Here is an 11,733-nt window from a genome sequence, read left to right as displayed (position 1 = left end):
TGATATGTATCCGGATCCCAGTGGACGCGGCTGGTCGCGCGGGCGGCTGAGCGTGGCCGGTGTGGCGATGGCGCTGAGTCTGTCCGGCGTCGTCGCACTGCTCGGGCTGCGCTACGCGGGCCATTTCGAGGAAACCGTCGCGGTGACTGCACTGATGACCAGTACCGGCGACGGCCTGCCTGCTCGCGCCGACGTGCGCTTTCGCGGGCTGCTGGTCGGCACGGTGTCGGCGGTCGAGATCGCCGAGAAGGGGCTGAGCCAGCGGGTGCGCCTGGACCTGGAGCCTGCTGCTGCCGGGGCCATTCCGGCTTCGGTGACGGCCCGTGTCGTGCCTGCCAACATCTTCGGAGTCACCTCGGTCGAACTCGTGGACAACGGCCCGGCCGCGACATCGTTGCGGGCGGGTGCTGTCGTCGAGCAGGACACCAGCCGCGCCACAGTGGCCCTGCAGACCACGCTGACCACGTTGCGCGATGTCTTGAACCGCATCCAGCCCGCCAAACTCGCCCGTGTGCTGGCCACCCTGGCCGAGGCACTCGACGGTGATACCCGAATGCCCGGTTCCACGATCGAACGGCTCGACCAGTGGATCACCGAGGTCCGCGCGCTGCCCGGCATCGGTGATCTGCTCGGCGATCTCGGGGCGGCCACCGCGGCGGTGAATCAGTCGGCGCCCGAACTCGCTGATGCCCTCGGTAAATCGGTGCAGACGGCGCACACGATCACCGTTCGCCGCAACCAGGTGATCGCACTGCTCACCTCGGCAGGTACTGCCACCGACGCGACCCAGGCGCTGTTCGCCCGGAACCCGGACGCGGGCAAGGAACTCGTCGTCGGACTGGACGAGACATTCGGCGCGCTCGCGGCGGATCCGTCGGCGTTGAGCGAAACCGTCACCGCACTCGGTGATTCCCTGAGTCGCCTTGCCACCGTGTTCAATTGGGGACCCAGCAAGCAGATGCAATGGGACGTCACGGTCTCGTTCACCCCGTTCCGCCAGTACACCGCGGCCGATTGCCCGCGTTACGGCAACCAGGCCGGACCACGGTGCGACACCGGCACCATCCCGGATTCCCCAGCGCCACAGTCGTATCCGGCACAGCTGATCCCGGGCTGGCTGTCCTCCGCGGGGCCCGCGCCGATTCCCACCATGCCGGCACTGCCTACCCTGCCGAATATTCCGGCGCTGCCGAACATCCCCGGACTCTCGCTGCCCGGTCTGGTGATTCCCGGCATCACCGCCCCGGCAGGTTCTGCCCCACCACCGCCCGGCCGAGCCGGACCGGTCGCGCTGACCGGCCCCGCCGCGGTGGCCGCGTTCCTGGGCAAACGCCCGAACACCACGCAGCAACTCCTGCTCGGCTCCGTGCTCACCGGTGCGACCGTGACGGTCGCACCGCCATCCTCAGGAGGTCACTGAGATGCGCACCCGCAACACGTATTTCGGGCTCGCCGTCTTCGTCGCGCTGTCCATGATCGCGACCTACACGATCTGGTCGACCTTGCAACGTTCGGTGCCGGGCGACACCCATCGCTACAGCGCCACCTTCACCGATGTGCTCGGCTTACGCACCGGCGACGACGTGCGCATCGCCGGAGTGCGCGTCGGCCGGGTCGACGCGATCGATCTGGTCGACCGCCGCAACGCCGAGGTGACCCTGTCGGTGCAGTCTCGCCAGCACCTGAGCACCACCACCAAGGCGATGATCCGCTATCAGAATCTGATCGGACAGCGCTACGTCGCGCTGGCCGTGGGCGAATCGGCGGGTGAACCACTCCCCGCGGGCGGCTCGATTCCCCTGGAGCGCACCGAATCGTCGTTCGACGTCTCCGCCATGCTGTCGGGCTTCGAACCACTGTTCAGCCTGCTGCAACCCGACGAGGTGAACTCGCTGTCGGAAACCCTGGTGCGGGCGCTGCAAGGTGACGGAGTGTCGTTGTCGGCCTTGATCACCCAGGCAGCCGCACTGGCCGCGACCTTCTCCGAACGCGACGAGATCCTCGGCGCGGTGATCACCAACCTCAGCGATGTGATCACCAGCCTGGCCAACCGCAGCGGTGAGCTGGAGACGCTGATCACCCAGTCCCGTGCGCTGGTCAGCGGACTGTACGAACAGGGAGCGGTACTCGAGGATTCGGTCACGGGAATCGCTGAGTCGACGACGAAACTCACCGAACTCATCACCAGGGTCGCACCGGGTATGGCACAGGCACAGCGCCAGGCGAGCGAAGGCGTCGACCTGCTGCTGTCCAATGGTGCGCGGCTGGACCAGTCGGCGATCGAGCTACCGCTGATCCTGGCCGGTCTGGCCCGGATCAGCGGCAACGGCACCTACATCAATACCTACGTCTGCAGCCTGGACGTCTCGTTGTGGGGCGTGCTGTTCCCCCGCGGACTGTTCTCCCAGGTCGGCGGCAACGAACACTCGGAGGTCTGCCGATGATCACATTCCTGTTCTCCCTTGGCCGCACGACCCTGCTCGACGCGTTCCGCAACCGGTACTTCGCCCTCGGCATCGCGGCGGGGGTCACGGTGATCGTGCTCGTTCTCGGATCCGGGATACTCTCGCGCGCCCACCTCGGTGAGGACACCGTCCACGCGGAATTCGCCCAGGCCGCGGGCCTGCGGACAGGCAACAGCGTCGACGTGGCCGGGATCGAAGTCGGCACGGTCACCGCCGTGCGGCTCGAGCGGGATCGTGTCCTGGTCACGATGAGTGTGCGGCCCGACCTCTCCGTGGGTCACGACGCGAAAGCGGCGATCAAGATGTCGACCATTCTCGGCAAGATGCACGTCGAACTCGATCCGGGGGCCGAGGGGCACCTGCCTGGTTCCCGAATCCCGTTGTCGGCCACCACCGTTCCCTACAACCTGGCCAAAGTCGTGAACGATCCGAAATATCGCAATTCCTTCGAGCATCTCGAACGGCTCGATCCGAACGCGTTGCGCGCCGGCCTGGACGCGGTGAGCACCCAGCTGGGCGATTCACCGGCGCTCACCGCCCAGGCGCTCGACAGCGTCGGCGCGCTGGCCAAGGTGATCGCCTCGCGGCGCGACGAGGTGGATCAACTGCTGGGCAGCATGGATCAGGTCTCCGGGCTGATTTCCGACAACCAGAACAGTGTGCTGGTGTTGCTGACCAATGGTCAGGCGATCGGCGACTCCGTCGTCCGGCGTCGCGATCTGATCAGAGAGCTACTCGACAACATCGCCGCAGCTTCGAAGATCCTGCAGGACATGGGCATCGACGACGGCGGCAGACTCGGCCCGCTCATCCACAACCTGAACACCATGTCGCAGGGTCTGGAAAAGAATCGCGAGCACCTCGACGCGCTGTATCAGGTGATGCCGGTGGCGGTCCGCCAATTCAACAACTCGTTCGCCCAGGGACCCTACGGCGACATCTACATGCCGTGGCTGTTCCCGGACAACTGGCTGTGCCTGGCCGACGCGGTAGAAGGGTGCAAATAATGCGCAGGTTGGCGCAATGCCTCGCACTGGTGATCATCACCGGCGTCGGGGCGGGCTGTTCGTCGATCCCGGTGTCGCTTCGCCCCGATGCCGTCCACCTCACCGCGGACTTCGAAGGCGCCGCGGGTCTTTTCGTCGGCAATGACGTGTCGGTCCTCGGAGTCCCGATCGGGCGAGTCGACGCGATCGAGCCCAAGGGCGCCTTCGTCGAGGTCGCGATGACCATCGAGCCGGGCGTCGAGCTGCCCGCGAACGTCATGGCCGCCCTGGTCTCCCCTCAGCTCATCACCAACCGTCACGTCGAATTGACTCCCACCTATACCGGCGAAGGGCCCACACTCGCCGACGGCGCCCACATACCGTTGGCGCACACCAGGACTCCGGTGGAGCTCGATCGCATTCTGCGAAATTTCGAACAACTCGGCGAGGCGCTGAAGGGCGACAACGCGAACGGCCCGATGGCCAGCCGGGTGCTGTTTCCGATGCTCGACGGCAACGGTGACCGAATTCGCGAAACTCTCGACGCCCTCTCCACGACGTTCGAGGTGTCGCTGGCCAATCGCGACCAGATCTCGCGCACCATCGTCGAACTCAACGAGCTCACCACGATGATCGCCGGGAACGACCAGACGGTCCGCGACTTCAGCGGCCGACTCACCGAACTCGTCGCCCTGCTCGCCGAACAGGCGCCGGGCTTGGCCGCGGTACTCACCCAGGTCAACGACTTCATCGCCAACACCTCGACGGTGTTGGCCGAGAATCGCGCGCCGCTCACCGACGCGGTGAGCCGTCTGGTCACCATCACCGGCCAGATGCGCGACAACGCACGCGGCCTCACCGAGATCGTCGATGTGACGCCGTTGATGGCCGACAACTTCGCCCGCGCGGTCAGCACCGACCAGCAGGCGCTGCGGCTCCACCTGCTCACCGATAAAACGTTGCTGGACAACGAGACTCTGTCGCTGCTGTGTGCGCGGGTCGCGTTGCGCGCCGACGGCTGCCGGACGGGCAAACTCATGGACTTCGGTCCGGACTTCGGTCTGACCGCCGCGCTCCTCGGACTGTCCGAATGAGCAGAGCCGCCCGCCTCACTGTCACCGCGCTGGCCGCGCTCAGCGTGTGCTCGTGCACGGTCACCGTCGACAATGTCCCGTTGCCGCGCCCCGGTGTCGACGGGCCGTCCTACCGCTTGCACGCGGTGTTCGACAACGCGCTCAATCTGCCCGAACGGGCCAGGGTCAAGATCGGCGGCACCGACGTCGGGGTCGTTACCAAGATCGATACGACGAACTTCCTCGCCGATGTCGAGCTCGAGGTGCGCCGCGATATCGCGCTACCGCGGGGCACCCGTACCGAATTGCGGCAACCGACCCCGTTGGGCGATATCCACGTCGCCATCGTGCTGCCGGAGCACCGGCCAGGGACTCCATTGCTCGCCGACGGTGATGTCATCGACCGCGAGCACACGTCGGCGGGCGCGTCGGTCGAAGAGCTGATGATGGCGATGTCGATGTTGCTCGACGGCGGTGCGATGAACCAGGTCGCCCGCATCACCTCCGAACTGAACGCGATCGTCGGCGGACGCGGGCCACAGCTGTCGCACCTGCTCACCGAGCTCACCGCGACGCTGGGCGCGTTGAATCAGCGCACCGGGCAGATCGATTCGGTCTTGCACGGACTGGACGGGCTCGCCTCCACTCTGCGCGCCCGCAAGGCCGAACTCGGCCAGGCGGCCGATACCTTCCCTGATCTGATCGCCGTGATCGCCGAGAACAACCGCGCCATCACCGATCTCACGACGAAGGTGTCCACGGTGACCGCCGCGCTCGGCGACTTCACCTCGACCACCGGTCCCGAATTCCTCAGCCTGTTCGACAGCGTGCAGGCATTGATGACCGGATTCACTCGGATGGGGGACAACTTGGGCACCACGCTGGACAGGCTCAACACGCTGGGCCCGGTGGCGCGGACGTCGATGCAGGGGTCGAGTCTGGCTGTCGCCGCGCGGATCTCGTATCTGGACATCGGCGCGCTCACCGACACCGAGGGCAGCAGATTGCCCGACGGCACCGACGTCACCGCGTTCGTCGGCAGCCTCGCCCAGGTCCTGGCTCGGGTGCTCGGCCGGCTGCAGGGAGGCCCTCGATGATCCCGCGCGCCGCCACCCTCGTCGTCCGGCTGGCACGCTGGGCCGAACACCACAAGACAGCCGGGGCCATGCTCGGCATGATCGGGATGCTCGTCATCGGATCCGGCTACATCGCCGTCGACGTCGTCGGCATGCGGCCACTGCACACGACCTACACCGTGCGGGTCCAGCTCCACAGCTCCGGCGGCCTGCTCCCGCACAGCAACGTCACCGTGCGCGGGGTGCGGGTGGGCGCGGTACGCGCGATCGTGCTCGACGGCGTCGGCATCCTCGCCGAGGCCGAGATCGACAGCGCCACAACCATTCCCGTCGGAACGCCGGTTGCGATCGGGCGTCTTTCGGCAGCGGGCGAACAGTATCTCGACTTCCGGCCGACCACCGGCGCGGGACCCTACCTGGCCGATGGTGCGACGGTGGCTGCCGACCAGGTGAGCACCCCGGTCACCATCGACTCGTTCCTGGACAACACCGGATCCCTCATCGCCGGGATGAACCCGGATCGGCTCACGGTGATCGTCGACGAACTCGATCGCGCACTGCTCGGCGGCCCCGATGTGCTACGCACTGTGATCAGCGGTCTCAGCCAGGCGATGACCGGCCTCACCGGTCTGCTCCCGCAGACCACCGAGCTGATTCGCAATCTGCGGGTCATCGCCGACACCACCGCGCATGCCCAGCCCGACCTCGCCACCCTGGTCCGCGGGTCGAGCGCGCTGTTCGACCAGATGAACGCCGCCGACAACGAGGTGCGCGAACTTCTCGACGACGGTCCGGGCAGGCTGGCCACCCTCGGCGGTGTTCTCACCGAGACCAGCGACCCGCTGACCAGCCTGGTGACCAATTTCGTCGCCATCACCCGAGCGGCCCGATTGCGGACCCCGGCCATGACAGCACTGTTTCCCGCCCTGCGCGCCGGTGTGGTCGCCCTCGGAGTCCCGGCCCACGACACGCCTTTCACACCATGGCGGACATCTGGCCGCGTCCCACCTGCGAGTACGAGACCATTCCGGTCTCCCCCGCCGGGGTCTCCGACGGCCGTGGCCGCCTCTACAACTACTGCGTCACCAGCCATCCCGAGCTGCAGGTCCGCGGCTCGGCCAACGCGCCGCGCCCCGCCGGACCCGACAACGGATCGGGCCCGCCTCCCGGCGTCACCGGCGACGAGCTCTCCGTCCCCTTGCCCGCCAACTGACTCCTACCGCCGAAGGACGTATCCATGACCACCGACGACTCGCACTCCGAGACCACCGAACCGACCACGGAACCTCGGCGAATTACCCTGCGCCGCTTCGTGGTCCCGGCAGCCGCGATGATCACGATCGCCGCTGTCGCCGCCGCTTCCTTCCTCGCCGTGGACAACCACCGCATCCGCGCCCGTGAACAGGCGCGCGACTCCGCACTCGCGGCGGCCTGCACCTACGCCCCGACGCTGGCTCGCTACGACGCCAAGGACCTCGACACCTATTTCGCCGCCGTGCTGGCAGGCGCCACCGGCAGCTGGAAGACCGAATTCGATGCCACCAGCAAGGATCTGCGCGACGTGCTCACCCAGGGGCAGGTGGTCTCCACGGTCGGCAACGTCACCTGCGCCATCGAGTCCGCCGACGAGACGTCCGCGACGGCGGTGGCCGTCATCAATCAGACCATCACCAGCCTCGGCACCAAGGGCGAGCCCGCTCCCGGACAGCTCTCGGTGAGCATGTCGCTGCGCAAGGACCTCGACCGCTGGCTCGTCAGCGAAGTCAGCACCCCGACGCTTTCGCGCTGATCGAGAGGATGCCCGATGACCGACCGAACCGCTTCTCCCCGTACCGAATCGCTCCTGGCCGGTGTGTCGCACAGCTCTACCGCGCGCCGATACCGGCGACGGAGCGCACGCCTGGCGACCGCGCTGGCCGGACGGCTGCGACTGACCCTCGTCGCCGGGCTCGCCATGACCATCGCGGCAGTCACCTCGATCCTCGGCGGAATATTCGCCCTGGCGGCCCTCGTCCGTGGGCTCGAACAGGTGCTGCCTACCTGGGCCGCCTACGCCGTGACTTCCGTCCTGCTACTGACCTGTGCGGCGATGGGCATCGCGATCTGCGTGTGGCTACTCGCCCGCGCGATGAGTGCCGTGCGGTCCTGACCCCCTGCCGAAAATGTTCTGTCGGTTGAGGAATGGCGCGCCCGTTCGGCAATCACAGCCGAATTTCGGTCGAAAACACAGCGCGAACCGTAGCGGCCCGTGGTACGGACTGCTATCGTCTTACTTGAAAACTACGCGCGAGTAGTAATTATATTGATAGCTCGCGACCGACAGCAGAGAATATGGGGAGAACCGCATGGCAGCATTACGCGCATGGTTGTCGCTACCGGAGGTCACGCCGGCCGAGGACTACGGATTCTTCGGACCCGACTCCGTCGCCTGGCGGGTATGGAGTTACCCGACCGGGTTGACCATCGGCTTCCAGCGAGCAGTCGTCATCGAGGAACTCGACCCCGCACTGATCGCGGCCGTGGACACCACCGGTGCGATCTACAGCCGCCCCCGCACTCGCTACGACCGCACGCTGCGCTATTTCGCCATGGTGATGTTCGCCGACAGTCGGTCGACGACCAGCGCGGCCGACATCCTGGTCAAGATCCATTCCAAGGCCGTGGGAATCGATCCGGTGACCGGGAAGTACTACGACGCGAATGACCCGCAGTCACAGTTGTGGATTCACCTCACCGCCTGGCACTCCCTGCTGATCGCCTACGAGAAGTACGGACCGGGGCGGCTCAGCGCCGACGACGAGTCCCGATACTGGCACGAATGCGCCCGGGCAGCCGAACTCCAAACCTGCGATCCCGCAGATGTTCCCCGTACTCGCGAAGGCGTGGCGCAGTACTTCGAACGCATGCGCCCGCAACTCATCGGATCCGATATCGCGAAGAAGGCGATGAATCATCTCCTCGACGCCGAGGTGATGCTGCCGCCGATGCCGCTCGTGCTGCGACCGCTGTTCATAGTCGTCGCGGCATTCCTGCGACGCGGAACACTGGCCACGATGCCGCGCTGGATGCGGGAAATGGCCGGACTGCCGACCGGACGCGTTCTCGATCTTCTCGTCCTGCCCTGGCTGAGCGCGGCGATGACAGTGGTCAGCTTCAACACTCGGCTGCAATTGCTCCTGCTGCAGCTGATCTCGCCGACGACGGTGCCGGTGGCGGCGCCGGTGCTGCTCGAATTGACGCCGAACAATCCGGTGACGACGACGCCCCGGCAGGCTCAGAAGAAATATGGATACGACATCCCGGCGCAAGCCCACCACGCACTTCGCGCGAAACAACGCGATCGCGTGTTGACGAACGGCCTCGCTCCCTCCGATGAGGGCCTCATCGAATCGCAACCGATCCTCGGCGACATCGCCTGACAACGGAATAGAGAACGACAATGGTGACAAAGCTACTGGAACGCCGGCTCAGTATCCGTCAGATGATGTACCTGGCAATCGCAGGAGGCATTCCCTATGTTGCGATCGGTGTGATCTGGTTGATCACCCACGACAGCCATCTGAGCGACTTGCACGGGCTCGACCGATTGTTCTCCGCGATCGGCCAGATAATCGCTTGGCCCGTGCTGATTATCGCCGATATCGAACTGCGTTAGTCAGCCGGTAAATCCGCTCACCCTGTGTTCGGTGAGCGGATTTACCGGCTTCTCGACCTCACACTCAATCGGGCTGATCATCGCTGTCCGTATCCCCGGATAATTCGGCTCCCGGCCTGTCCGGCAACGTCCGGATCATGGACCGGACAGTGGGGCGTAAACGTTCGGGCGGAAAGCGTTGCGGATCCGACAGCACCATTCGTCCCAGTACTTCGGTGAACCCGAGCATGACGTGGGCGATCAATTCGACATCGACCTCGTGCGGGCCACCGCGCACAGCGAAACCCGCGGTCAGCAGATCGACACACTGGTCGAGGAGCTTGTCGCGGGCCGCGCCGAGCAGTTCGCGATAGTCGGTCGGCGCACCGTCGCTGTGCAGCAGGATCAGGCGCCAGCGGGTCGGTGCGGCGGCGACGGATTCGAGAAACGCCATCACGGCCGCGACGTACTCGCGATCAGGGTCGGATTCTTGCAGGTCACGAGGCATAGCAGCGGAGACCTGACCCATTCCCCGTGCGTGTTCGCGGTGCAGCAGGTGCGCCATCAGCTCCGGCGCGGTGGGGTACATCGCGTACAGCACCGGCTTGGCCACGCCGGCTTCCTTGGCAACCGCCTGCATGGTCAAATTCGCGAGTCCGGCATCGCCGACGACACGGAGCGCGGCGTCGAGCAGCTGCGTTCTACGCTCGTCCGGCGGAAGTCGGGGCCCGTTGCGACGCTTCGGGCGAGCGCTGGTCTGGATGCTCTCGGTACTCACCACTGCATTATCTCCCACACCCGCAGCGGTCGTCGGCAATCCTCAGGAAAATGTTTCCGCTGAACACTGTCTCAATTAGTTCATTCAGCAGTCGAGATTTCAAATCGCTGGCCGCACGCGAATCAATAGACGTGCAATCCCTAATTCGGTTTGGGCATCCAGTTCCACTGCCCGTACCACTGCGCGGTTGCTCCGCACAGCGGTACGGGACAGGTTCACCGTCAGTCCCTCACCGCACCCTGGTGAGAGCTCAGTCCGCGACCACTTCGCTGCGGTCACCGCTCCACAGCGTGTGGAATTTGCCCTCTGCGTCCACGCGCTCGTAGGTATGCGCGCCGAAGAAGTCGCGCTGGCCCTGGGTCAGCGCGGCCGGCAGCCGCTCCGCGCGCAGTGCGTCGTAATAGGACAGCGAGGACGCGAACGCCGGGACCGGAATCCCGAGCAGGGTGGCGGTGGAGACCACGCGCCGCCAGCTGTCGATGGCCGTCTCGATCGCCTCGCGGAAATACGGTGCCAGGATCAGGCTCGGCAGGGCGGGGTCCTGCTCGTAGGCGTCCTTGATCCGGTTCAGGAAGCGGGCGCGGATGATGCAGCCGCCGCGCCAGATCGTGGCCAGGTCACCGGGGTGCAGATCCCAGTCGTACTCGGCGCTGCCCGCGGCGATCTGGTCGAAGCCCTGTGCGTAGGCGACGACCTTGGAGGCGTACAGCGCCTGCCGGATGTCCTCGGTGAACTGCTCGACATCGGTGGGCTTGTCGGCGAGGGTGCCCGATGCGAGTCCCACCGCGGCTTTGCGCTGAGCGCGCGAGCCCGACAGCGCCCTGGCGAAAACCGCCTCAGCGATGCCGGTCACCGGAACACCGAGATCGAGCGCGGACTTGACCGTCCAGCGACCGGTGCCCTTCTGCTCGGCGGCGTCGACGATGACATCGACCAGCGGCTTGCCGGTCTTCGCGTCGGTCTGGGCGAGCACCTCGGCGGTGATCTCGACCAGGTAGCTCTCCAGATCCCCGGAGTTCCACTGCGTGAACACGTCCGCGATCTGCTTGGCGTCGAAACCGAGCGCGTCGCGGAACAGGTGGTAGGCCTCGCCGATCAACTGCATGTCGGCGTATTCGATGCCGTTGTGCACCATCTTGACGAAGTGCCCGGAACCGTCGGGGCCGATGTGGGTGCAGCACGGGGTGCCGTCGACCTGCGCGGCGATCGACTCCAGCAGCGGGCCGAGCGACTCGTAGGACTCCTTCGGTCCGCCCGGCATGATCGCGGGACCGTTGAGCGCGCCCTCCTCACCGCCCGAGATGCCCGCCCCGACGAAGTTGAGGCCGCGTTCGCGCAGGGCGGCCTCGCGCCGAATCGTATCGGTGTAGAGGGCGTTGCCGCCGTCGATGATGATGTCGCCCGGCTCCATCGCGTCGGCGAGTTCGGCGATGACGGTGTCGGTCGCCTCGCCCGCCTTGACCATGATCAACACTCGCCGCGGCTTCTCCAGCGCCGCGACGAACTCCTCGACGGTCTCGGTGCGGACGAAATCGCCGTCACCGCCGTGCTCGGCGAGCAGCGCGTCGGTTTTGGCGACGGAACGGTTGTGCAGCGCGACGGTGTACCCGTGCTTGGCGAAGTTACGGGCAATATTGCTGCCCATCACGGCCAGGCCGGTCACACCGATGTGCGCACGCGCGGTAGAGGTCGACATTGAGATCAGCTCTCTTCGTTCGGCG

The 11,733-nt window shown here is 66.1% G+C and carries 12 protein-coding genes; 10 read left to right on the top strand and 2 right to left on the bottom strand.

Annotated features, from left to right (window positions below):
• Positions 1 to 4: 4 nt before the first annotated feature.
• From NS1_RS27915 to NS1_RS27870, 10 genes are all read left to right on the top strand, one after another.
• Positions 5 to 1,420 carry an MlaD family protein gene (locus NS1_RS27915; RefSeq protein ID WP_062989231.1) on the top strand — a complete coding sequence of 472 codons (1,416 nt, stop codon included), beginning with the start codon at positions 5 to 7 and terminating at the stop codon, positions 1,418 to 1,420.
• Position 1,421: 1 nt separating this feature from the next.
• On the top strand, positions 1,422 to 2,444 hold the full coding sequence (locus NS1_RS27910; RefSeq protein WP_062989229.1) for an MlaD family protein: 1,023 nt from the start codon (positions 1,422 to 1,424) through the stop codon (positions 2,442 to 2,444).
• The gene (locus NS1_RS27905; protein ID WP_062989227.1) at positions 2,441 to 3,472 is read left to right on the top strand and encodes an MlaD family protein; all 1,032 of its coding nucleotides are present in this window, start codon (positions 2,441 to 2,443) and stop codon (positions 3,470 to 3,472) included. The genes NS1_RS27910 and NS1_RS27905 overlap by 4 nt, the downstream gene beginning before the upstream one ends.
• Positions 3,472 to 4,545 carry an MCE family protein gene (locus NS1_RS27900; RefSeq protein WP_062989225.1) on the top strand — a complete coding sequence of 358 codons (1,074 nt, stop codon included), beginning with the start codon at positions 3,472 to 3,474 and terminating at the stop codon, positions 4,543 to 4,545. Before NS1_RS27905 ends, NS1_RS27900 begins: the two co-directional genes overlap by 1 nt.
• Positions 4,542 to 5,621 (top strand): MCE family protein, encoded by a 1,080-nt coding sequence (locus NS1_RS27895; protein WP_062989223.1) that lies wholly within the window; start codon positions 4,542 to 4,544, stop codon positions 5,619 to 5,621. The genes NS1_RS27900 and NS1_RS27895 overlap by 4 nt, the downstream gene beginning before the upstream one ends.
• Positions 5,618 to 6,841 carry an MCE family protein gene (locus tag NS1_RS27890; RefSeq protein ID WP_307619989.1) on the top strand — a complete coding sequence of 408 codons (1,224 nt, stop codon included), beginning with the start codon at positions 5,618 to 5,620 and terminating at the stop codon, positions 6,839 to 6,841. Before NS1_RS27895 ends, NS1_RS27890 begins: the two co-directional genes overlap by 4 nt.
• Positions 6,838 to 7,389 carry an Rv1363c family protein gene (locus NS1_RS27885; RefSeq protein ID WP_062989221.1) on the top strand — a complete coding sequence of 184 codons (552 nt, stop codon included), beginning with the start codon at positions 6,838 to 6,840 and terminating at the stop codon, positions 7,387 to 7,389. The genes NS1_RS27890 and NS1_RS27885 overlap by 4 nt, the downstream gene beginning before the upstream one ends.
• A 15-nt stretch (positions 7,390 to 7,404) precedes the next feature.
• A complete protein-coding gene (locus NS1_RS27880) occupies positions 7,405 to 7,749 on the top strand; it encodes a hypothetical protein (RefSeq protein ID WP_062989219.1) in 345 nt (114 codons plus the stop codon).
• Positions 7,750 to 7,945: 196 nt separating this feature from the next.
• The gene (locus NS1_RS27875) at positions 7,946 to 9,019 is read left to right on the top strand and encodes an oxygenase MpaB family protein (RefSeq protein WP_062989217.1); all 1,074 of its coding nucleotides are present in this window, start codon (positions 7,946 to 7,948) and stop codon (positions 9,017 to 9,019) included.
• A 62-nt stretch (positions 9,020 to 9,081) separates the two neighbouring features.
• Complete coding sequence (locus NS1_RS27870; protein WP_255284721.1) at positions 9,082 to 9,255, top strand: hypothetical protein; 174 nt, start codon at positions 9,082 to 9,084, stop codon at positions 9,253 to 9,255.
• Positions 9,256 to 9,319: 64 nt separating this feature from the next.
• On the opposite strand, the gene NS1_RS27865 is transcribed toward NS1_RS27870, so the two are convergent.
• Together NS1_RS27865 and gnd are read right to left on the bottom strand one after the other, a co-directional pair.
• A complete protein-coding gene (locus NS1_RS27865; protein ID WP_255284720.1) occupies positions 9,320 to 10,012 on the bottom strand; it encodes a TetR/AcrR family transcriptional regulator in 693 nt (230 codons plus the stop codon).
• 250 nt (positions 10,013 to 10,262) lie between these two features.
• Positions 10,263 to 11,708, bottom strand: a complete 1,446-nt coding sequence (gene gnd, locus NS1_RS27860; RefSeq protein WP_056809500.1) for an NADP-dependent phosphogluconate dehydrogenase — start codon at positions 11,706 to 11,708, stop codon at positions 10,263 to 10,265.
• Between the last annotated feature and the right edge of the window lie 25 nt (positions 11,709 to 11,733).

This window comes from Nocardia salmonicida NBRC 13393, assembly GCF_001613085.1.
Classification (GTDB): Bacteria; Actinomycetota; Actinomycetes; order Mycobacteriales; family Mycobacteriaceae; genus Nocardia; species Nocardia salmonicida.
The sequence above is the reverse complement of the archived record's forward strand: the minus strand, read 5'-3'. Positions and strand labels throughout refer to the sequence as shown.

Excerpts from the sequence above, each read along its gene's own strand:
- NS1_RS27915 (WP_062989231.1), top strand. The coding sequence starts at position 5 with ATGTATCCGGATCCCAGTGGACGCGGCTGGTCGCGCGGGCGGCTGAGC.
- NS1_RS27910 (WP_062989229.1), top strand. The coding sequence starts at position 1,422 with ATGCGCACCCGCAACACGTATTTCGGGCTCGCCGTCTTCGTCGCGCTG.
- NS1_RS27905 (WP_062989227.1), top strand. The coding sequence starts at position 2,441 with ATGATCACATTCCTGTTCTCCCTTGGCCGCACGACCCTGCTCGACGCG.
- NS1_RS27900 (WP_062989225.1), top strand. The coding sequence starts at position 3,472 with ATGCGCAGGTTGGCGCAATGCCTCGCACTGGTGATCATCACCGGCGTC.
- NS1_RS27895 (WP_062989223.1), top strand. The coding sequence starts at position 4,542 with ATGAGCAGAGCCGCCCGCCTCACTGTCACCGCGCTGGCCGCGCTCAGC.
- NS1_RS27890 (WP_307619989.1), top strand. The coding sequence starts at position 5,618 with ATGATCCCGCGCGCCGCCACCCTCGTCGTCCGGCTGGCACGCTGGGCC.
- NS1_RS27885 (WP_062989221.1), top strand. The coding sequence starts at position 6,838 with ATGACCACCGACGACTCGCACTCCGAGACCACCGAACCGACCACGGAA.
- NS1_RS27880 (WP_062989219.1), top strand. The coding sequence starts at position 7,405 with ATGACCGACCGAACCGCTTCTCCCCGTACCGAATCGCTCCTGGCCGGT.
- NS1_RS27875 (WP_062989217.1), top strand. The coding sequence starts at position 7,946 with ATGGCAGCATTACGCGCATGGTTGTCGCTACCGGAGGTCACGCCGGCC.
- NS1_RS27870 (WP_255284721.1), top strand. The coding sequence starts at position 9,082 with ATGATGTACCTGGCAATCGCAGGAGGCATTCCCTATGTTGCGATCGGT.
- gnd (WP_056809500.1), bottom strand. The coding sequence starts at position 11,708 with ATGTCGACCTCTACCGCGCGTGCGCACATCGGTGTGACCGGCCTGGCC.